Genomic DNA, 20,474 nt, shown 5'->3' with positions numbered 1-20,474 from the left:
TGAAAATGTCGCGAACTAGCGGGGCCATTCCCGTCGGTTGAAGGGTGCTTGGCGGTGAAAACACTCACCCCACATGTCTCTTCTCGAGCTTTCGTGCCAGGGTCCGCCGGTGCATCCCCAGTCGCCGGGCGGCTTCCGATATGTTGAAGTTCACCTCCGACAATGTCTGGTGGATATGCTCCCATTCGAGCGTCTTGATCGAGGTCGGGCGGGCCGCGAGATCGACGTCGGCGTCGCCCTCCAATCGGCCGAAGGCGCGTTCGATATCATCGCTGTCCGATGGCTTGGTCAGGTAGTTGGTGGCGCCGAGCTTGATCGCTTCGACCGCGGTGGAGATGCTGGCGAAACCGGTCAGCACCACGATCCTCATCGCGGCGTCATGAGCATGGAGTGTCTGCACGCAAGACAGACCGGATGCGCCGCCCAGCCGCAGATCAACGATGGCGAAATGGGGAGTAAATTCTTCCAGCAACGCCGGCAAGCCGGTCTCGCCGTGCAGCGCGCGGACCTTATAGCCGCGCCGTTCGAACGATCGCGACAGCGTGCGCGCGAAGCCCTCGTCATCCTCGATGATCAGCAGGTTGCGCTCAGCCATCGGCGTCGCTCAGGGCCAAGGCGTCGAGCGGGATCGACAGCGTCACCAGCGCGCCGCGGACGCGCCCGTTCCGGATCTCGATCGATCCGCCTAGCTTGCGCATCACGTTGACGGCCAGGAACAGGCCGAGCCCCGCACCACGGCGATCCTTGCTCGAATGGTAAGGTGTGCCCAAGTTGCGCAGCATTTCGGTCGGGAAGCCGCTGCCGTCGTCGCGCACGATAAGCAGGAGATTGCCCTTCTTTGTCTCGGCGGTCATCTCGACCAGGGTGGCGTCCGCTTCTGCCGCATTGTCGAGCACGTTGGTGACGATCTGTGCGAGCGTGCGATCGGCGGCGATTGCGGGATTTTCGGTCAGCCTGTCGTCGAGCCGTAACACGCCGGGATGTTGTAGGGTCCACTGATCTGCGACTGACTTGACGAACCGGCGTAGGGTGGTGCGTTCGAGACCCTCGCTGCGTGCTTCGCCCGAGGCGTAGAGGATGCCGCCGACGATCTCCTTGCAGCGCGCGACCGCGATCTGCATCTCGGTAATGTCCTCGATAAGGCTGTGATTGGCCGCGAAATCGGGGCGCTTGCGCCAGTCGCCGACGATCACGGCGAGCGATGAGAGCGGCGTCCCCAACTCGTGCGCGGCGCCCGAGGCGAGCAGGCCCATGCGGACGATATGATCCTCCTCGGCCGCCTGCTGCCGCATCTCGGCGAGGCTGGCATCGCGCATCCGCAAGTTGCGGCCAATCCGCGTAACGAAGAAGACCAATAGCACCGCCACCAGCACGAAGTTCAGCCAGCTCGCGAAGATATGGATCGGCGCGAGCGAACTCGTATGCTCAAGCGGCAGTTCGAGCGGACGATAATATATTGTGAGCAGCCCGAATGCGGCGCTGTGCATCGCCGCGAGCACCCAGCTCGACCATGCTTCGAGCAGGACCGCACCGACCACCACCTGCAGCAGCCCGATCGGCGCAAACGGGTTCGAGGCGCCGCCGCTCATGTAAAGCTGCGAGGTCAAAGCGGCGAGATCGACCAGGAGCGCCAGAAACAGCTCCCAGTTCGCGACGGCGTGTCGCCCCGCCAGCATGATCAAGGTCAGAATGTTCAGTAGCACCAGTCCTGCCAGCACGGTGATCATCGGGCCGATCGGCAGATTGACGCCGAGCCAGAAATGGACGGTCAGGATCGTGACGAGCTGCCCGAGCGAGGCGAACCAGCGCAAATGGGTGAGCAGCAGCATGTTGCGGCGGCCGGCAATCTCGGCGCGCTGCTTGGCACGCTCAACTGCTGACAGGATCCGTGCTTCGGCCATCGGCCGCATGTTAGTCTCGGGACGGGCGCAACACCATCCGCACGGTGGCAAGGGCAAGCAGGCCCGCCATGGCGAACCATGTCAGGGCGTATTGAAGGTGATTGTTCGGGAAGCTCACGACCGTAAGCCCGCCGCGCGGCGAGCCGGGTTCGGATTTCGCGTCGGCGTCGATGAAGTAAGGTGCGACCGGCCCCAGCGCGCGTCTGGCGGCGATGGCGGCGACATCGCGCGAGTACCAGCGATCGGCGGCGGGATCGTTGGATCGCAGGAAGCCGCCTTTGGGCTCGGTGACGCGCAGCAGGCCGGTTATGGTCACGTGCGAGGGCAGGGGCGTCGTCCCGGCCGGGCCGGTGAAGCCTGAGGACACGAAGCCGCGGTTTATCAGGACGGTGAAACCCTGGTCGGTCTTCATCGGCGTCATCACCCAGAAACCGGGCCCGAATGCCGTCACCGCCTGCGTCAGGGTCGAGCGATCGCGCAGCAAGGTGCCGTGAACCGCCACGCGCGTATAAGCGGATTGCGGTCCGATGCCGGGCCAGGCCTCTGGCCCCGGAGCGGAGACCGGCGAGGCAACAAGGCGATGCTCGACCTGATCGATCAAGGCGAGCTTGGTGACGCGGCGCTCCAGTTGCCACACGCCGAGCGCCACCAGGCCCGCGATCACGACGAGCGCGATCGCGGGCAGGAGGAGGCGTCTCACATCCCGCTCATGTCGCCCGGCTGCCCGCCCGGCATCATCCCGGGCATCATGTTGACGTTCATATGGTACATCACCCACAGCGACCCGATCAGGCCGATCGCGACCAGGATCAAGGTGAAGATCAGCGCCATCATCGTCCAACCACCCTCCGAACGGCTGTTCATGTGGAGGAAGTATATCATGTGGACGACCACCTGGACGAACGCGAAACCCATGATGACCAAAGCGGTCGTCTGCGGGTCGTGCAGCGTGCCGGCCATCACCAGCCAGAAGGGGATCGCGGTCAGGACGACCGAGAGCGCGAAGCCGGTCAGATAGGACCGGCGGGTGCCGTGCGACGGATGATCGCCCATGGCGTGCGGATCGGCGCTCATCTCAGGACTCCGAGCAGATAGACAAAGGTGAAGACGCCGATCCAGATCACGTCGAGGAAGTGCCAGAACAGCGACAGGCACATCAGCCGCCGGCGGTTGGCGGTGGTCAGGCCGTAGCGGCCGACCTGCACCATCAACGTCACCAGCCAGACGAGGCCCATCGTGACGTGAAGCCCGTGCGTGCTGACGAGGGTGAAGAAGGAGGAGAGGAAGGCGCTGCGCTGCGGGGTGGCGCCGTCGGCAATAAGCTTCGAAAATTCCGTCAGTTCGATGCCGACGAAGGCCGCGCCGAACAAGCCGGTGATCGCCAGCCACACCAAGGTGCTGGTCTTGCGATCCTCTTCCATCGCCAGCATCGCGAAGCCGTAGGTGATCGACGACAGCAGCAGCATGGTCGTGTTGACTGCGACCAGTGGCAGCTCGAAGATTTCGGACGGCCGCGGGCCGCCGGCATAGCTGGTGCCGAACACGCCATAGGCGGCGAACAGCATCGCGAAGATGAGGCAGTCGCTCATCAGGTAGATCCAGAAGCCGAGCATCGTGCTGCCGCCGGCTTCGTGATCATGCTCGTCGACGACGTAGAAGACCTTATCGTCGATCGCGTGGGATGCGTCGTGGTTTGCCATCGCTCAGGCCCCCTGCGCCGCAAGCTGGCGTGTGCGTTCGCCCTCGGTCGCGATCACCTCGTCCTTCGAGATGTGGAACTCGCGATTGTAGTTGAACGTGTGGTGGATCGCGACGACGATGATCCCGACGAAACTGATCGCGGCGAGCCACCAGACATACCAGATCAGCCCGACCGCACAGGCAGCGCTCAAGCCCGCCAGATAGATGCCGGTCGGCGTGTTCTTCGGCATCAGGATCGGGCGGAAGCCGTCGACCGGACGGACGTAGCCACGGCTCTTCATGTCGTACCAGGCGTCGAGATCGTGGATCACCGGCGTGAAGGCGAAATTGTAGGCCGGCGGCGGCGAGGAGGTTGCCCATTCCAGCGTACGGCCGCCCCACGGATCGCCGGTCGTGTCGCGCAGCCGCTCGCGATCGCGGAAGCTGACGTAGAACTGGATCAGCGAGGCGGCGATGCCGACCGCGACGAGCGCCGCGCCAAAGGCCGCAATCTCGAACCAGATGCGCAGCGACGGATCGTCGAAGTGGCGCAGACGGCGCGTCACGCCCATCAGGCCGAGCACGTAGAGCGGGGTGAAGGCGAACCAGTAACCCGACACCCAGAACCAGAAGCTCACCTTGCCCCAGAAGGGATCGAGCTTGAAGCCGAACGCCTTGGGGAACCAGTAAGCGATGCCGGCGAACATGCCGAACACGACGCCACCGATGATGACGTTGTGGAAGTGCGCCACCAGGAAGAGCGAATTGTGGAGCACGAAATCAGCAGGGGGACGGCCAGCATCACGCCGGTCATGCCGCCGACCGTGAAGGTCAGCATGAACGCGATCGTCCACATCATCGGCAGCTCGAAGCGGATGCGGCCATGATACATCGTGAACAGCCAGTTGAAGATCTTGGCGCCCGTCGGGATCGAGATGATCATCGTCGTGATGCCGAAAAAGCTGTTGACGCTGGCGCCCGATCCCATCGTGAAGAAATGGTGCAGCCAGACGAGGTAGGACAGGATCGTGATGACGACCGTCGCATAGACCATCGACGTGTAGCCGAAGAGGCGCTTGTCGCAGAAGGTCGAGGTGACTTCAGAGAACACGCCGAACGCGGGCAGGATCAGGATGTAGACTTCAGGATGGCCCCAGATCCATATCATGTTCACGTACATCATGTAGTTTCCACCCATGGTGTTCGTGAAGAAATGCGTGCCGACGTAGCGATCGAGCCCGAGCAGGACGAGCACCGCGGTGAGCACCGGGAAGGCCGCGACGATCAGGATGTTGGTACAGAGCGCGGTCCAGGTGAAGATCGGCATCTTCATCAGCGTCATGCCCGGCGCGCGCATCTTGACGATCGTGCAGACCAGATTGACGCCCGATAATAGGGTGCCGATGCCCGCGACCTGCAGGGCCCAGATATAATAATCGACGCCGACGTCCGGCGAATAATCGAGCCCCGAGAGCGGCGCCATCGCCAGCCAGCCGGTACGCGCGAACTCGCCGACGAACAGGCTCATCATCACGATGGCGGCGCCCATCGCGGTCATCCAGAAACTGAAATTGTTGAGGAAGGGGAAGGAGACGTCGCGCGCGCCGATCTGGAGGGGCACTGCGAAGTTCATCAGTCCCGTGACGAACGGCATCGCCACGAAGAAGATCATGATTACGCCGTGCGCGGTGAAGACCTGATCATAATGGTGTGCGGGCAGGAAGCCCTGGCTCGATCCGAACGACATCACCTGCTGCGCGCGCATCATGATCGCGTCGGAGAAGCCGCGCAGCAGCATGACGAGGCCCAGCACCATATACATGACACCGATCCGCTTGTGATCGACGCTGGTGAACCACTCCTTCCAGAGATAGCCCCAGCAACGGAAGTAGGTCAGCGCGCCGATCAGGGCGGCCCCGCCGATCGCGACACCGATGAAGGTCGCGACCAGGATCGGCTCGTGCAGCGGCAGCGAGTCGAGCGAGAAGCGACCGAAGACGAATTTGATGAGTTCAGGCGACATATTTTCTCAGCCGTGATGCGGTGGCGCGGACGTGTGACGCGAGGCGTCGTCGGCGGGCAAAGGAGATGGGGTCATGGGCATGTCGTGCATCGGCTTCTCGCCATGCCCCCAAGTCTGCATGCATTGCGGGCCGGGTGTGACGCACATGGTGGTGATCTGGTCGAACAGGCGGGTGTCGACCGAAGCCCAGCTTTGGGCCGGCACATTCTCGCTCGGCTCCGCGAGCTTGAGATAGGCGTCGCGGTCGAGCGCGCCGCCCGCGGCCTTAGCCTGTGCGACCCAGCTATCGAAGCCGGCATTGTCGACGCCGATCGTCGGGAAATGCATGCCCGAGAAGCCGGCGCCGCTATAATTGGCCGAAAAGCCCTCGAACGTGCCCGGCTTGTTGAGCACGGCGTGGAGCTTGGTTTCCATCGCCGGCATCGCATAGATCTGCCCGGCGAGCGCGGGCACGTAGAAACTGTTCATCACCGCGCTGGAGGTGATGCGGAAGCGCACCTCGCGGTTGACCGGCAGTACCAGCTTGTTGACCGTCGCGACCCCCTGTTCGGGATAGATGAACAGCCACTTCCAATCGAGTGCGACGACCTCGATCTCCAGCGGCTTGGCGTTGGCGGGGATCATCTGCCCGGGCGCGATCCGGCCGAGCCGGCGATAGGGATCCAGCGTGTGCGTGCTGATCCAGGTGATCGCACCCAGCATGATGATGATCAGGAGCGGCGCCGACCAGATGACCAGTTCGAGCGCGGTCGAGTGGTCCCAATCGGGCCGGTGCTCGGCGGCCTTGTTGGCGGCCCGATAGCGCCACGCGAACAGCACGGTCAGCGCCATCACGGGGATGATGATCAGCAACATCAGGATCGTCGAGACGATCAGCAGGTTGGCCTGCTGGCGTGCGACATCGCCCGCGGGGTTGAGCACCTCCATCTTGCAGCCGGCGAGCAGCGCAAGCGGTAGGAATGGCAGGATGCGGTCTATGCGGCGGTGCAACATGCGCGCCGACTACGCCGCTGCTCTGGCCGGCACGATTGGACAATTTGTCCTATGCCCCCGCACAGCCATTCACCGCTAAGGGGCGATCGAACGGAACAATTCTGCCGCTTGCGCCATTGCGCAAACAGGCCGGGGTCAAAGGATCAGAGTAGCCGCATGGCCAATATATCGTCGACGCCGATGGAACATGACGCCCGCGTGCTGAACGCGAGCGGCCAGCCGCACATGCATCCGGGCGAGATCGCGATCGGGGTGATCATCGGGCGCACGTCCGAATTCTTCGATTTCTTCGTCTATGCAATCGCTTCCGTGCTGGTCTTTCCTGCGACGATCTTTCCTTATGTCGATCGGCTGACGGGCACCCTGCTGTCGTTCGCTATCTTCGCGCTCGCTTTCGTCGCGCGCCCGATCGGCTCGCTGATCTTTCTCGCGCTCGATCGCCATTTCGGGCGCGGCACGAAACTCACCATCGCACTCTTCCTGCTTGGCAGCTCGACCGTATCGATCGCTTTCCTGCCGACTTATGCCGAGGTCGGCGGACTGGCCGCCTTGCTGCTGTCGGTATTCCGGATCGGGCAGGGCGTGGCGCTCGGTGGCGCGTGGGACGGGCTTGCCTCTTTGCTCGCGCTGAACGTGCCGGATAACAAGCGCGGCTGGTATGCGATGATCCCCCAGTTGGGCGCGCCGCTCGGGCTGATCGTGGCGAGCGGGCTGTTCGCTTTCTTCCTCGTCAGCCTGTCGTCGGCGGACTTTCTCGATTGGGGCTGGCGCTATCCCTTCTTCGTGGCGTTCGCGCTCAATGTCGTGGCCCTGTTCGCGCGGCTGCGCATCGTCGTCACGCCCGAATATGAGGCGGCGTTCAAATCGCTCGAGCTCCAGCCGTCGCGCGTCACCGCGACCTTGAAGTCGGACGGGTGGAACATCGTCATTGGCGCATTCGCGCCCCTGGCCAGCTTCGCGCTGTTCCACATGGTGACCGTGTTTCCGCTCTCGTGGGTCGTGCTGTTCACCACCGAGACCGCGCCGCGCTTTCTGGTGATCGAGATCGTCGGCGCGATCGTCGGCATCTGTGCGATGGTCGGCTCGGGTTATCTGGCGGATCGATTCGGGCGGCGCTGGGTGCTGGGCGGATCGGCCGCCGCGATCGCAGTTTATAGCGGGTTCGCGCCGCAGCTGCTGGATACGGGCGAGATCGGCGCGGCTGCGTTCATGGTCGTGGGTTTCATCCTGCTTGGCCTGTCGTTCGGCCAATCCTCGGGCGCGGTCGCCTCGAGCTTCTCGCAGACCTCGCGTTACACCGGATCGGCGCTAACGTCGGATCTGGCGTGGCTGTTCGGTGCCGGCTTCGCGCCGCTGGCGGCGTTGCTGCTGGCGACGCATCTAGGCCTGCTCGCAGCCGGCCTGTATCTGCTCTCTGGCGCAATCGGGACGATCGTTGCGCTGGGCGTCAACCGTAACCTCGCGCAACGAACGGATTAACGCTCCCTCGCCGAATTTCCCAAGCGGGAGATTGTTTTTGCAGTCCGGGAAGGTCGTCAGCCGCCGGTCCGATTTCCGACCGGGAATGCTTGGCGACGGCCGTTAGGATTGGGCGATCGGGATGCCATCTTAAACACTTCCACTCGATGTGTTTTGTTCGTATAATACACTAGATGCTCGATCTCCGCCCCGATGAAACGCGTCAGCGCGAGGAGCCGCCAACCGCTGCGCCGATCCCCGGGATCCCCGCTTCACCACCGGCGCAGACCGGGATCCCGCCACACATCCTGTGGTCCCGCCGCTGGCGCAGGGCGGGGTGGCTCCTCACGGCTTTGGCCCTGCTGCTCGTCGTGACAAGCACGTGGCTTGCGATCGTCGCACCGCCATCGCAGACTTTGCGGCCGATCGTGCCGCCCAGTGTCACTCTGCTCGCCTCGAACGGATCGCTCATCTCGCGGCGGGGGGCGATCACCGATCGGCCGGTCGACGTTCGCGCGCTGCCCGCCCATGTCGGCGAGGCGTTCGTCGCGATCGAGGATCGCCGCTTCTACCATCATTTCGGCGTCGATCCGCGCGGCATGATGCGCGCAGCGTGGCATGATCTGCGCGCCCGCCAGATGCGCGAAGGCGGCAGCACGATCACCCAGCAGCTCGCCAAGCAGGTCTATCTCGATTCGGATCGCACGGCTGCCCGCAAGTTCCGCGAATTCCTGATCGCGCCCTGGCTCGAACTGTGGCTGACCAAGGACGAGATCCTCTCGCGTTACCTATCGGACGTCTATTTCGGCGACAACGTCTATGGCTTGCGCGCCGCCGCTCGCCATTATTTCAGCAAGCCGCCCGAGCGGCTGACGATCGGCGAGGCGGCCATGCTCGCCGGGCTGATGAAGGCGCCGTCGCGGCTGGCGCCGAGCGCCAATCTGGCGGGCGCGCAGGCTCGTGCAGCGCTGGTCGTCGCTGCGATGAGGGATGCGGGCTTCATCGACGAGCATGAGGCGCGCCGCGCGCTGGCGGTCAATCTACGCCTCCGTCCGGCGCCCGAGCCGACCCAGGCGACCTATTTCAGCGATTGGGTCATGCCGATGGTGCGGGCCAAGCCGACCCAGGGCGATTCGCTGACCGCGCAGGCCGAAGATGCCTATGCCACCACGACGATCCGCACGACGCTCGACGCCCGGCTCCAGCGCCTCGCCGAATCCGCGGTCGCGCATGCCCGTCTGCCCGGCTCACAGGTCGCACTGGTGGCGATGCGTCCCGATGGCCGGGTCGTGGCGATGGTTGGTGGCCGCAATTATGGTGCAAGCAGTTTCAACCGGGCGGTGCAGGCCAAACGGCAGCCGGGTTCGACCTTCAAGTTATTCGTCTATCTGGCGGCTCTGCGTGCGGGCATGACCCCCGACGACGAGGTCGAGGATCGCCCGATCACGATCGAAGGCTGGTCGCCGCGCAATGCCGACGGCCATTATCTCGGGCCGATCCCGCTGCGCGAGGCCTTTGCCCGCTCCAGCAACGTTGCAGCCGTGCGGCTGACGCAAAGGGTCGGCTCCGATGCCGTCATCCAGGCCGCGCGCGACCTCGGTATCCAGAGTCCCCTTCGCCCCGATGCAGGGATCGGGCTCGGCACATCGGTCACCAACCTGCTGGAACTCACCGGAGCCTATGCGGCGGTTGCGGGTGGTGCCTATCCGGTGCGGCCTTACGGTCTGCCGCAGGATGCGGGGGGTGCGGCGAACGGCCAGCGCCGGCTGGACGAGAATCAGCGGCAAATGCTGCTCGATCTCCTCTCCACCGCGGTCAACACCGGCACGGCGCGCGGGGCCGGGCTCAACACGCAAGTCTATGGCAAGACCGGCACCTCACAGGATAACCGCGACGCGCTGTTCGTCGGTTTTGCCGGTGGCCTGGTAACGGCGGTGTGGGTCGGCCGCGACGACAACCAGCCTTTGCCAGGGGTGGCGGGTGGCGGCATGCCGGCCCATGTCTGGCGCAGCTTCATGGAAGGCGCGATCGGCGCCCGCCCGGCGGCGCGTCCGGTGCCGCAGGAGGTCGATCCGGATGCGGGAGTAGGGGGATTCTTCCGATCGATGTTCGATCGGATCCGGAGCGGGTTGCATCTGTGAGGCCTTCCCTCCCTTTCGGGAGAGGGAACATGTCATTCGGCCGCCTTGGCAAGCGGCGCAGCGGCTTCGGCGATCAACTCGTACGAGCGCAACCGCGCCTGATGATCGAACACATCCGACACGATCATCAATTCGTCCGCTCCGGTCTCCTCGACTAGTCTCGCCATGCCGTCCGCCACGGTCGCAGGCGACCCCACGATCGACCGCGCCAGGAAGCCTGCCGCCTGCGCTCGTTCGACCGGAGTCCAGTAATCGTCGATATCGTCGATCGGCGGTTTGCTCAGCCCACGGGCGCCGCGGAACAGATCGGCGACCGACATTTGCTGGGTTGTGGCCAGCCGGCGCGCCTCCGCATCCGTATCGGCAGCGATGATATTGACGCCTACCATCGCGTGAGGGCGCGCCAGTTGCTCGGAAGGCTCGAAATTGCGGCGATAGACGGCGAGCGCGTCGAGCAGCGCCGCCGGGGCGAAGTGCGACGCAAACGCATAGGGCAGGCCGAGTTGCGCCGCGAGCTGCGCGCCGAACAGGCTCGATCCCAGGATCCACAAGGGCACCCGCGTGCCGGCACCTGGCACGGCCTGAATGCGCTGACCCTCCTGCACCGGTTCGAACAGAGCCTGCAACTCCAGCACGTCGCTAGGGAAGCGGTCAGCGCTCATCGCATCACGGCGTAGCGCGCGCCACGTCATCTGATCGGTGCCGGGGGCGCGGCCGAGGCCGAGGTCGATGCGGTCAGGGAAGAGGGTGGCGAGCGTGCCGAATTGCTCGGCGATCACGAGCGGCGAATGGTTGGGCAGCATGATCCCGCCCGCGCCGACCCGGATCGTCTTAGTCCCCGCCGCGATATGGCCGATCACGACCGAGGTCGCGGCCGAGGCCACGCCCGGCATATTGTGATGCTCGGCCACCCAGAAGCGGGTGTAGCCGAGCGTCTCGGCAAAGGCCGCCAGATCGCGTGCCGCATCGAGCGCGATGCGGGCATTGCCGCCCTGACGGACGCGGACGAGATCGAGGATCGAAAGCGCAACCATAGATCAGTTCTCCGCCATCCTATCTAGGCAGCCGGCGCGACGATGGAAGCGGGTGAAAGGGGGCCAAAGAAAAGCTTGGCGCGCCGTCACTGATCGCTGGGCACATCCCTGCTACTGACCACCGCCGCCGACTTCGGCGTCATATAGGCGGGCTTTCGACCGCTCACCGGATTGGCATAATGGAACCACATGATGCCGATCGTAGGGAAGGGCGGGTACATCTCGCCCTCGATCGGCGTGTCGGGCGGGAAGGTGCGAAGCAGCGAATCCGCGGGCGGCAACAGGCGCAGCCCGCTGCCGTCAGGGATGCCGGTCCAGCCTTTGGCGATGTCGAGTGTCTGCATCTGGTGATCGACTTCGACCGACTTGAATTTCCATGCTCCGCCATCGAGCACCATTTCATCCTCGTACATGGCAGTCGTTATCCCGCCGGGGCGATCGAGTGCCGTGTTGAGCTGGAGCAGACGGGTGCGATATTTCGCCGAACGGCCGTCCGCTGCCACGTCGATGACCGGCTGGATGCGTGCGTGGATCGGCACGAAGGTGCGGGGCGATTTGAGGCTGCCGTAACGCACCTGCTCCATTTTCGTGACCCGCACCGGACCGACATAGAAGCCGACGCCAGGCGCTTCGCGCCGGCCTGTCGCAGTGAAGAGGCGGCCCAGATCCTCCCACGCGAAATCGTCGATATAATTGCCGAACGCGCCCGAGACATTCTCGATCGCGTCGCGGGCAGCGGCGCGGCGGAGCTGGGCCTCGGCCTCCTCGCCCGTCATCGACAGCGGTGCGGCGGGGGCGCTGCCGCAGGAAAAGAGCGGCAGTTCGCCGGTGGCGGTGTTGCCGATCAGATCGCCCTTGCCCCAGCCGGTCGCATAATCCGCCTTCATCCGGGGGATCAGCCGCATCGCGGCGATCTGCCAGACGCCGCCCGCTTTGACGAAGCGATTATCGAACAGGCTAAGCGACCAATAGGCTCGGCCGTCGTTTCGTCCCGTCATGCCCAGATCGATCCCGCGCGTGCGGGCGTGCACGCCGTCAGGCGCGACGCAGACGAGCATGTCGATCTGGACATGGTCGTTGAGCTCGCTATGCCGCAGGCCTGCGGGGCCATCGGCCCGTTCCAGCGCCGCGCGGATCGCGGCGGCCCCGCGTGCTTCGGGGGTTCCGTCGATCGAATAGGTCGCGTTGGCTTCGAAAAGATCGGCGACGTCGCCCCACATCTTGCGATCGACATAATAGCCGTAGGCATTTTGCAGATTGGCGATCGCATCGCTGTCGATCAGCGCCGTGATGCGTCGCGCGACATTCGCGGTCAGCGGCGACGGTGCAGGTCCCGACGTCGCGGGCCTGCCGACCGTCGCGGCGTCATAATGATAAGGGAAGACCTTCTGGTCTGGGTAAGCATCGCGCCAGCCGCCGGCATAGGGCCCATGCAGCTGCGGATAGAAATTCATGCGCGCGATACGCCATGCGCCGTTCACCCGAATATAGTCATTCTCATAGATGCCGCCGTTCCAGCGCGGCGTGCCGCTTGTCCCGCCCAGCATCGCGATAACGTGCCACCGCGCCTTGGCATGTTCGCCATCGTCGGCGAGAGTGACCACCGGCGCCATCAGCAATTGCGCATGAACCGATCCGGGCATGCGGCCATCCCGGCCGTCACCGAGCAAGCGGCGTAAATGCGTCTCGATCGCCTTCGCGCCGGACGATGGCTTGCCGTCGCCCCATTCGGCTTGCGCATCCGGAGTGAAATGCGCGGCCGCGTCCTTCCATCGGCCCGCCTCGACTTCGAGCGCGATACCGTGCTGGAGCGCCTTGATCGCGCGGACCGACTCCACCCGATCAAGATCGCGGGCCAGTCCGTCCTGCCGGGGCGCGGCGAGGGCGGTCGACGCGATCAACGCGGCAGCAAGTATGATCGTTACGCGCATCGATTTTTATCCGTGGCGTGGGGCGTTCCCGTCAATCTTCGGCGGCTTGCCGGGCTCACGCCCTCACGCTTGCCTGGGGCGGCTCGCAATATGGTCCGAAGCGGATTTTCGCCCCCGAAAACCGTCACGTTGACACTGTCGACCAGCGACATATACTTATCATGTTATATTTATCGCGGCGACTGTATCGCTGGGTGAGACAAATAGAAATCGGGCGCGGGCGATGATCCCGAACGCTTGAGCGGAAGAGGGTGGCAGGGTGACCGGAGGCAATGTCAGCATGGCGATCGAGACGCCGTCCGAGCCCGCTGCGCCTGTTCCTCGGTCCGCCGGGGGCCGGGGCGGCTGGTTCACCGTCTACATGACCGCAGTCGTCGGCATCATGTCGCAGATCGATCGCGGCATCCTCGCGCTGTTCGTCCAGCCGATGAAGCGGGATTTCCACCTGACCGATACGCAGGTGAGCTTGCTGCTCGGCTTCGCCTTCACCTTCTTCTATGTCGTGGGCGGCCCGCCGCTCTCACGCATGGCTGATCGCGGCGTTCGCAAGAGCCTGATCTCGGGTTGCCTGGCGGTGTGGAGCCTTGCGACGGCATCGTGCGGACTTGCCCAGAATTTCTGGGCTTTCTTCGTATCGCGCGCGGTGATCGGCGGCAGTGAGGCCGGCTGCGGCCCCGCCTCGCTCTCGCTCATCGCCGATGCGGTGCCCAAGCAGAAATTGCCGCGCGCTTACGCGATCTACAATTCGGGCTTCCTTGGTGGGCAGGCGCTGTCGCTGGTGATCGGCGGGGTGCTGATCGGGCTGTTCGCGCACATTCCGCCGATCCACATTGCCGGGCTCGGCGTGATCTACAATTGGCAACTCGTCTTCATGGTGGTCGGCCTGCCCGGATTGCTGGTCGCCGCGATCGTGATGGTCTCGGTGCCCGAGCCGCGCCGCACGGGGCCGAGCCGGCCCGGGGCTATCCCGTGCGCGAGGTGGTCCGCTTCGTAATTGCCCAGCGCGCGCTGCATGTGCCGCTGATCGTCGGCGTTCTGCTGATGTCGTTCCAGGTCTATGGCCTTGGCGCATGGCTGCCGGCTTTCTACGAGCGCACCTATGGCTGGGGGCCGGCCAAGGTCGGTCCTTTGCTCGGCATCGTCACTCTCATCGGATCGACCGTCGGTCTGTTCGGCGGCGCGCGCCTCGCCGAAATCCTCGGCAAGCGCCATGACGATGCCAATCTGCGTGTGCTGTTCCTCGCACAACTCCTGCCGATCCCCTTGTTCGTGATCGGGCCGCTATTGCCCAATCCTTGGGCGGCGCTTGGCTGCCTCGCGATCGGCGGCGTCCTCAGCACGATGGGCGCGGCCGGCTACAATGCCGCGCTCAACGTGGCGACGCCGAACGAAATGCGCAGCCAAATCAACGTGATGTACTTCATTCTTCAGAATGCGATCGCGGGTTCGCTCGGGCCGACCTTGGTGGCGTTAATCACCGATCATATCGCGCATTCGGAATCCGATCTTCGCTACGTCATCGTCGCCGTGCGGCTGGTGGCTGGCCCGCTCACTGCTTTCTTCCTGTGGAAATCGCTTGCGCCCTATGGGCGCGTCTATCGGCAGCGGATCCAGGAAGGCGCTTAGGAGGAAATCGACCATGGCGACGACCCTGACACCCCAACCCATCGAAGAGGATCTGGAGGATCGCGTCTCGCGCCTGCTCGTGGGCGCGGTCGACATGCACTGTCACTCCGGACCCTCGGTGATGCCGCGCGATCTCAACCATATCGAGGCGTTGGAGGAGGCTTCGGCCGCGGGCTTCCGCGCGATGCTGATCAAGGATCATTATTATTCGGCGACCCCGATCACCGAATTGCTCAACCAGACGCACGGCCACCTCAACGTGGCGCTATTTTCGGGCGTGCCGCTCAACAATGCCGTCGGCGGCTTCAACAAATATGCGGTCGATCACGGCATCGCGCTCGGCGCCAAGCTGGTGTGGATGCCGACCTTCGCGTCGAAGAACCATTACGACTCGCCGTTCGGAATCAAGGCCAACTTCCCGCACACGACGAAGAAGATGATCATGTTCGATCCGCTCACTCCGATCGATCCCGATGGTGAGGTCAAGGACGAGGTCAAGGAAATCCTCGACCTCATCGCCGCGAACGACGTGATCCTGTCGGGCGGGCATCTCCACATCTCGGAGATATTCACGGTGTTCGAGGAAGCGCTGAAGCGCGGCGTCACGCGCTTGTTGGTCAATCATCCGAGCTTCATCATCGATGCCACGCACGACGACATCCGCGCGCTGGTCGAGATGGGCGCCTATATCGAGCATTCGCTGTGCATGTTCGTGCGCATGTCGAAGGTCGCTCGCAACCCGCTCCCGCCCGAGGCGCTGGATGGCCTGATCAAGGCGGGGACGGTCGATCGCACGATCCTCGCCTCCGATCTCGGCCAGATCGGCAACGATCATCCGGTGCTGGGCTTCCGCAACGTCATCAAGGTCTGCCTCGGTCTCGGCTATTCGGAAGAGGATATTCGCAAGATGATCTCGCTCAACCCGCTGCGTTTGCTCGGGATGGATGAATAACAACCCGACACCGGAACGCCGCCGATCTTTGGCAGCGTTTCCGGCAGCAGCGTTATCAATGTCGGCAGGGCGGAAGCCATCCATCTCGCGCCCCGCGCCCGGCGTGCTGATTTAGTCGCTCGCTCCGTCCCATCCGACGAACACCCGCCGCCCGGTATCGTGCAGCACCTTGCGTCTCTCCTCCTCTGTCAGCAGCGCGGTCGAGGCGATCGCGCGCTCTACCATCTCCTTGTAGGTGCCCGACGAGGTGCCGATGTCCGATCCCCACATCACCTGATCCGCGCCGTAGAAGTCGACCGTCTGGCGCAGCACCGCCTCTGGCGCCACGCCCTGCTCGCGGATCACGTCCATGATCAGCGAGGTGAATTTGACGTAGATGTTCTTACGCGCCGCGAAGCCGTCGAACTGGGCGCCGATGCCGAAATCAGGCTGGGTCACGTCGGGCATGAAGACGTGATCGAGCACGATCGCCATGCCGGGGAAGCGATCGGCCATAGCTTCGACGACAGGGATCATATCTTCGGCGTCGTAAGGCGGTGCCTCGAGATCGACCACGAGCCCGAGTTCGGCGGCCAGTTCCCATACCGCGATCGCGGCGGGCGTGGTCAACCAGGCGGCTTTATCGATGACATTGACCGGGAAGAAGCGGATGCTGACCGCGCCGCGTTTGGCGCAATCGCGCATGGCCTGCGGGGTCTCGGGCGCCTGCGGATCGACGATGATCACCGCGCTCATCTCGTCCGGAAACAGGCTGGCAGCATCGACGATATAGGAATTGTCGGTGCCGTAGATCATGCCCTTCTGTACCGCCGCGATGCCGACGACATTCAATTCGGCCATCCAGCCGTGCATCTGCTCGGCGGTCGGCTTTTCATTGACGGGGGACGGGCCGTGCATGCCGCCAGGGATACCGACCGTGCCGGGGCCGAACGGGGCGCGGATCGCGGGTTTGCCGTCCTTGGGCGGGTTCAGCTTGAACGGGTTGTGAGGGTAACGCACGGGATCGTCCGACACCAGATGGGCGTGTGAATCATAAAGGCGATACGGTCCGGACATCTTCTCTCCCCTGCGCATCCCCTTCTCGGCACCCCAGCAGAAGTTGGGGTTGTGCGTTGTCCAGGTGCGCTCATATCCTCCCGAGATGCAGCTTTCGCTGGCATGACGGCGTTGTGATCAGCCCTTCATCAGCGTCTCGAAATGGCCGAGCTGCCCCAGCGCGCCCGCGCGCATGAAGCCCTGATCGCTGCCGACCATCAGCACGGTTACCCCGACATCCTTCATTGCCTTGGCGTCGTCGGAAGTCATGTTCGGCGTCACCGCCGCCAGGATCTTGCCCGCCCCGAGCACCGCGTCGGCGACTTTCTTCACCGCCTCGTCGAGCGTGGGGGCCGCGCCCTGCACGTTGCTCAGCGACAGCCCGAGATCGCCTCGGCCCATGAAGTAAGCGTCGATCCCGTCGACCGCGACGATCTCGTCGATCTGCTCGACCGCTTCGGCATCCTCGATCATTGCGAACACCGTCGTGATCGCGTCGGAATCGGCATAATAACCGTCGATCCCGCCGGCGCCGACCCGCCCGCCATAATCGCCGCCGCGGCTGACACCCGAACCGCGCGTGCCGCCCTTGTAGCGCGCCCACGAGGCGATATCGTGCGCCTTCTGCGCCGAGGTGACATGCGGCACCATCACCCCGATCGCGCCATCGTCGAGCATCGAAAGGATGCTGGCAGCATCGGGACGCGAGACACGCACGAAGCCGGCGGTGCCATAGGCCTTGGCAGCGAGCAGCCCCATGCCGAGCTGGTCGCGCGTCCACGGCGAATGCTCTTCGTCGAGCATGACGAAATCATAGCCGATCGAACCGAAAATCTCGGTTGCCTGCGGCCCCGGGAATTTGAGGAAGCTGCCGATCAACGGCTCGCGGGCGAGCAGCCGTTTGCGGAAATCGCGCGGATCTGGGCGGGGGGCGGATGTCATCGGGTCAACTCTTTCGAACGGCATCGGGAGGCGCGCGCATAGATCGCGGCCCGGTCAGGCGCTTGTCTCAGTCGGCATCGGATATTCGTCGGCATTCTGGATCCAGCCTTCCAGCAGCGAGAAATCCAGCCGCGGCGGGGCGAAGATGTCGGCCATGCGGTTGCCGGTCTTGTGCAGGCTTTCCGACGAATGGATGACGCGTGCAGGGATGATCGTCGCCGACGGCGCCTCGGTCACCGGAAATTCGTCCGGGCGCCACTCATTCTTGTTGAGCCCCCACGGCCAGCGCATATTGTGGAGGAACGACCCGGCCAGAACCAGCGAGCATTGATCGAAATCGGGGTGGCTGTGCGGCGACATTTTCGTGATGTCGCGCGGGCCGCCGCCCGGCGGCGGGAAGTTGAGCATGATCGTCGTGCAGCGCCAGATCGGGCCGATCTTTCCGGGCACGCGATCCTTCCACAGATCGTAAACCCGCAGCCTGAAGCCATCGACCGGATCGGGCCACGGCTTGAACTCGGGGATTGCCGGATCATGCACGGCATAGGTCGCGGCATTGGCGCACTTCGCGTTGAGATCGTCCGACTGGGTCGAGAACAGGCGCACCACGACACCGCCCTGGGGCAGGGTGATCTCGCTGTCGCCCGGCGGCACAATGATCACCTGATGGCCGGGGCCCTCCTTCGTCTCGCCCAACGCCGAGACCGTGTAGGGCGTGTTCTCGTCAGGCAGGACGATCATATATTCGTCATGCTGGCCGATGCGGGAGAAAGTCGCGCCCGGCGCCGCCTCGATATAATTGACCAGCAGGTCCTGGCCGCGCGTGTACCACGCCTTGCCGTTGGCATCGCTCTCGACCGGATCGTCGCGATAATAGAGCCCGTAGCTGGCCGGAGTCGCGGTGCTGCCGGTGTTGTTGGCGTCGCGCGGTGCGGTCGAAAGCTTCGATCGGGGGTCCGATTTATCGTACATCAGCCGCTTCCTCTCCGCGCCGGCCGCTCGTGCAGCTGCGTTTCAAAACATAACATGATAAGTATATTTTGCGGTCGATCGAGTCAACGGCGGGATGCTGGCTATGCCTGAGCCGACCAGCCCCAAACTATGCGTCGATCGGCTCTAAAACTTGTCCTTTCAGGAGATCGGCGGCTTTCTCGCCGATCATCATGGTCGGCACGTTGGTGTTGCCCGAAGGGTCTTCGGGCATAACCGAGGCATCGGCGACGCGTAGATTGGAGATGCCGATCACGCGCAGGTGCGCATCGACCACCGCCTGATCGTCGATCCCCATCCGGCAGGTACCGACCGCGTGGTGGCGATGCTCGGCCTGCTCGCGGATCGCCTGCGCCAGTTCGGCGTCGGTCTGGCACTGTGGCCCGGGCAGCAATTCCTCGGCGATCAGCTGGCACATCGGCTCTTGGCTGAAGATTTCGCGGCTCAGCTTCACCGCATTGACCATAGCATCCACGTCGGCTTGCTCGGTGAGCATGTTGAAGCGGATGCGCGGCAGATCGAACGGGTCGGCCGATCGCAACTTAACCCAGCCGCGCGATTGCGCGTGGAGGATGCCGACCCGCGCGGTGAAGGCGTAGATAGGCGGCTTGGTCAGTAGTGGAAACCACAGTTCGGCATGCTGGTGCAGCGGCATGGTGATGATCTGAACATCGGGGCGCTCGAGTTCCGGCCGGGTGCGCAGGAAGATGTTCGCCATCGTGCCTGCGGTCGCGAACGGCCCGTCACCGAACAAGGCCCAGCGCGCGACCGCGAGCGTCGCGCGATCGAGCCGGAGGTGGCGCGACAGCCCCAGCTTTCCATCGGTGCGGTAGATGTTGAGCAGGTTGGGATGCTCCTGCAGATTAGTGCCGACCCCCGGCAGATCCTGCACCACATCGATGCCGAGCGATCGGAGCTGATCGGCCGGGCCGATGCCCGAGAGCATCAGGATTTGCGGCGAGCTGTAGGTGCCGGCGCTCAGCACCACCTCCCGATCGGCATAGACGCGCTCGATCGCGCCTTTGCGCCGATATTCGACTCCGATCGCGGTTTTGCCCTCGATCAGGATGCGGGTCGTCTGCGCGCCGGTCAGGACCGTCAGGTTCGGCCGCTTCATCGCCGGATGGAGATAGGCGCGTGACGTGCTCGCGCGGCGACCGGAATTGGTGGTGATTTCCATCCGGCTCACGCCTTCCTGATCGGCGCCATTGTGATCGGCACAGATCGGAAGCCCGGCATTGGCGGCGGCGCGTTCGAGAGTGGGGAAGTACGCATCGGCAATATCGACCGGCGCATTGCCGACCGGCCCGTCGGTGCCATGATAGATCCCCGGCCCGCGCCAACTGCTCTCCAGTTTCCTGAAATAGGGCAAGACGTCGCGATAGCCCCAGCCCTCCAGCCCGCGCTGGCGCCAGATATTGTAATCATGCCGGCTGCCGCGGACGTTGATCATCGCATTGATCGACGAGCATCCGCCCAGCGTCTTGCCGCGCCAGATCGGTAGCTTGCGATTGTTTAGGCCGGGCTCCTCCTCGGTCTCATATGGCCAGACGAATTTGGGGTTGGTCGCTACCTTTGGAAAGGCGATCGGCATCGGCATGAAGGGATGATCGTCGCGCCGTCCCGCCTCAAGCACCAGCACCGAAACGTCGGGATCCTCGCTCAAGCGCGCCGCCACGATTGATCCGGCCGATCCCGATCCGATCACGATATAATCGAACGCCTTCATCGCCGCGCCAGGCAAGACATCACCACTCCGATCATCCAT

The 20,474-nt window shown here is 64.1% G+C and carries 17 protein-coding genes and 1 pseudogene; 5 read left to right on the top strand and 13 right to left on the bottom strand.

Annotation, left to right across the window (positions count from 1 at the left end):
• Nucleotides 1–64: 64 nt before the first annotated feature.
• The 7 genes and pseudogenes from AB4Z44_RS10135 to cyoA all read right to left on the bottom strand — a co-directional run bounded on the left by AB4Z44_RS10135 (nt 65) and on the right by cyoA (nt 6,597).
• Nucleotides 65–595 (bottom strand): response regulator transcription factor, encoded by a 531-nt coding sequence (locus AB4Z44_RS10135; RefSeq protein ID WP_404713912.1) that lies wholly within the window; start codon nt 593–595, stop codon nt 65–67.
• Entirely contained in the window at nt 588–1,901 is a 1,314-nt protein-coding gene (locus AB4Z44_RS10130; protein WP_404713911.1) for an ATP-binding protein, read from the bottom strand. The genes AB4Z44_RS10135 and AB4Z44_RS10130 overlap by 8 nt, the downstream gene beginning before the upstream one ends.
• A 10-nt stretch (nt 1,902–1,911) precedes the next feature.
• Nucleotides 1,912–2,601, bottom strand: coding sequence for an SURF1 family protein (locus AB4Z44_RS10125; protein ID WP_404713910.1), 690 nt, complete (start codon nt 2,599–2,601; stop codon nt 1,912–1,914).
• The gene (cyoD, locus tag AB4Z44_RS10120) at nt 2,598–2,975 is read right to left on the bottom strand and encodes a cytochrome o ubiquinol oxidase subunit IV (RefSeq protein WP_404713909.1); all 378 of its coding nucleotides are present in this window, start codon (nt 2,973–2,975) and stop codon (nt 2,598–2,600) included. The genes AB4Z44_RS10125 and cyoD overlap by 4 nt, the downstream gene beginning before the upstream one ends.
• A complete protein-coding gene (cyoC, locus tag AB4Z44_RS10115) occupies nt 2,972–3,601 on the bottom strand; it encodes a cytochrome o ubiquinol oxidase subunit III (RefSeq protein WP_404713908.1) in 630 nt (209 codons plus the stop codon). The genes cyoD and cyoC overlap by 4 nt, the downstream gene beginning before the upstream one ends.
• Nucleotides 3,602–3,604: 3 nt before the next feature.
• Nucleotides 3,605–5,604: pseudogene (gene cyoB, locus AB4Z44_RS10110) on the bottom strand (cytochrome o ubiquinol oxidase subunit I).
• 6 nt (nt 5,605–5,610) lie between these two features.
• Nucleotides 5,611–6,597, bottom strand: coding sequence for a ubiquinol oxidase subunit II (gene cyoA / locus AB4Z44_RS10105; protein WP_404713907.1), 987 nt, complete (start codon nt 6,595–6,597; stop codon nt 5,611–5,613).
• 156 nt (nt 6,598–6,753) lie between these two features.
• Between cyoA and AB4Z44_RS10100 the strand changes: the two genes are divergently transcribed.
• Both AB4Z44_RS10100 and AB4Z44_RS10095 read left to right on the top strand, forming a co-directional pair.
• Complete coding sequence (locus AB4Z44_RS10100) at nt 6,754–8,076, top strand: MFS transporter (protein ID WP_404713906.1); 1,323 nt, start codon at nt 6,754–6,756, stop codon at nt 8,074–8,076.
• Nucleotides 8,077–8,249: 173 nt separating this feature from the next.
• Complete coding sequence (locus AB4Z44_RS10095) at nt 8,250–10,196, top strand: transglycosylase domain-containing protein (RefSeq protein ID WP_404713905.1); 1,947 nt, start codon at nt 8,250–8,252, stop codon at nt 10,194–10,196.
• A gap of 32 nt (nt 10,197–10,228) precedes the next feature.
• On the opposite strand, the gene AB4Z44_RS10090 is transcribed toward AB4Z44_RS10095, so the two are convergent.
• Entirely contained in the window at nt 10,229–11,230 is a 1,002-nt protein-coding gene (locus tag AB4Z44_RS10090; protein ID WP_404713904.1) for an LLM class flavin-dependent oxidoreductase, read from the bottom strand.
• Between the two features lie 86 nt (nt 11,231–11,316).
• On the bottom strand, nt 11,317–13,161 hold the full coding sequence (locus tag AB4Z44_RS10085; protein WP_404713903.1) for a nuclear transport factor 2 family protein: 1,845 nt from the start codon (nt 13,159–13,161) through the stop codon (nt 11,317–11,319).
• A 259-nt stretch (nt 13,162–13,420) separates the two neighbouring features.
• Here AB4Z44_RS10085 and AB4Z44_RS10080 point away from each other — a divergent pair, with 259 nt between their 5' ends.
• The 3 genes from AB4Z44_RS10080 to AB4Z44_RS10070 are packed head-to-tail and all read left to right on the top strand — an operon-like array spanning nt 13,421 to nt 15,739.
• Nucleotides 13,421–14,155: an MFS transporter gene (locus tag AB4Z44_RS10080; protein WP_404713902.1), complete on the top strand. Its 735-nt coding sequence runs from the start codon at nt 13,421–13,423 to the stop codon at nt 14,153–14,155.
• Nucleotides 14,131–14,787, top strand: a complete 657-nt coding sequence (locus tag AB4Z44_RS10075) for an MFS transporter (RefSeq protein WP_404713901.1) — start codon at nt 14,131–14,133, stop codon at nt 14,785–14,787. Before AB4Z44_RS10080 ends, AB4Z44_RS10075 begins: the two co-directional genes overlap by 25 nt.
• A gap of 13 nt (nt 14,788–14,800) precedes the next feature.
• A complete protein-coding gene (locus tag AB4Z44_RS10070) occupies nt 14,801–15,739 on the top strand; it encodes a DUF6282 family protein (protein ID WP_404713900.1) in 939 nt (312 codons plus the stop codon).
• A gap of 111 nt (nt 15,740–15,850) precedes the next feature.
• Here AB4Z44_RS10070 and AB4Z44_RS10065 read toward each other — a convergent pair whose 3' ends face one another.
• The 4 genes from AB4Z44_RS10065 to AB4Z44_RS10050 form a co-directional block, all read right to left on the bottom strand.
• Complete coding sequence (locus AB4Z44_RS10065; protein ID WP_404713899.1) at nt 15,851–16,795, bottom strand: amidohydrolase family protein; 945 nt, start codon at nt 16,793–16,795, stop codon at nt 15,851–15,853.
• Between the two features lie 117 nt (nt 16,796–16,912).
• Complete coding sequence (locus AB4Z44_RS10060; protein ID WP_404713898.1) at nt 16,913–17,716, bottom strand: HpcH/HpaI aldolase/citrate lyase family protein; 804 nt, start codon at nt 17,714–17,716, stop codon at nt 16,913–16,915.
• Nucleotides 17,717–17,770: 54 nt separating this feature from the next.
• The gene (locus AB4Z44_RS10055; RefSeq protein ID WP_404713897.1) at nt 17,771–18,688 is read right to left on the bottom strand and encodes a hypothetical protein; all 918 of its coding nucleotides are present in this window, start codon (nt 18,686–18,688) and stop codon (nt 17,771–17,773) included.
• A gap of 127 nt (nt 18,689–18,815) precedes the next feature.
• On the bottom strand, nt 18,816–20,435 hold the full coding sequence (locus AB4Z44_RS10050) for a GMC family oxidoreductase (RefSeq protein WP_404713896.1): 1,620 nt from the start codon (nt 20,433–20,435) through the stop codon (nt 18,816–18,818).
• Between the last annotated feature and the right edge of the window lie 39 nt (nt 20,436–20,474).

The organism is Sphingomonas sp. MMS24-J13, from assembly GCF_044905095.1.
GTDB lineage: Bacteria > Pseudomonadota > Alphaproteobacteria > Sphingomonadales > Sphingomonadaceae > Sphingomonas_I.
The sequence above is the reverse complement of the archived record's forward strand: the minus strand, read 5'-3'. Positions and strand labels throughout refer to the sequence as shown.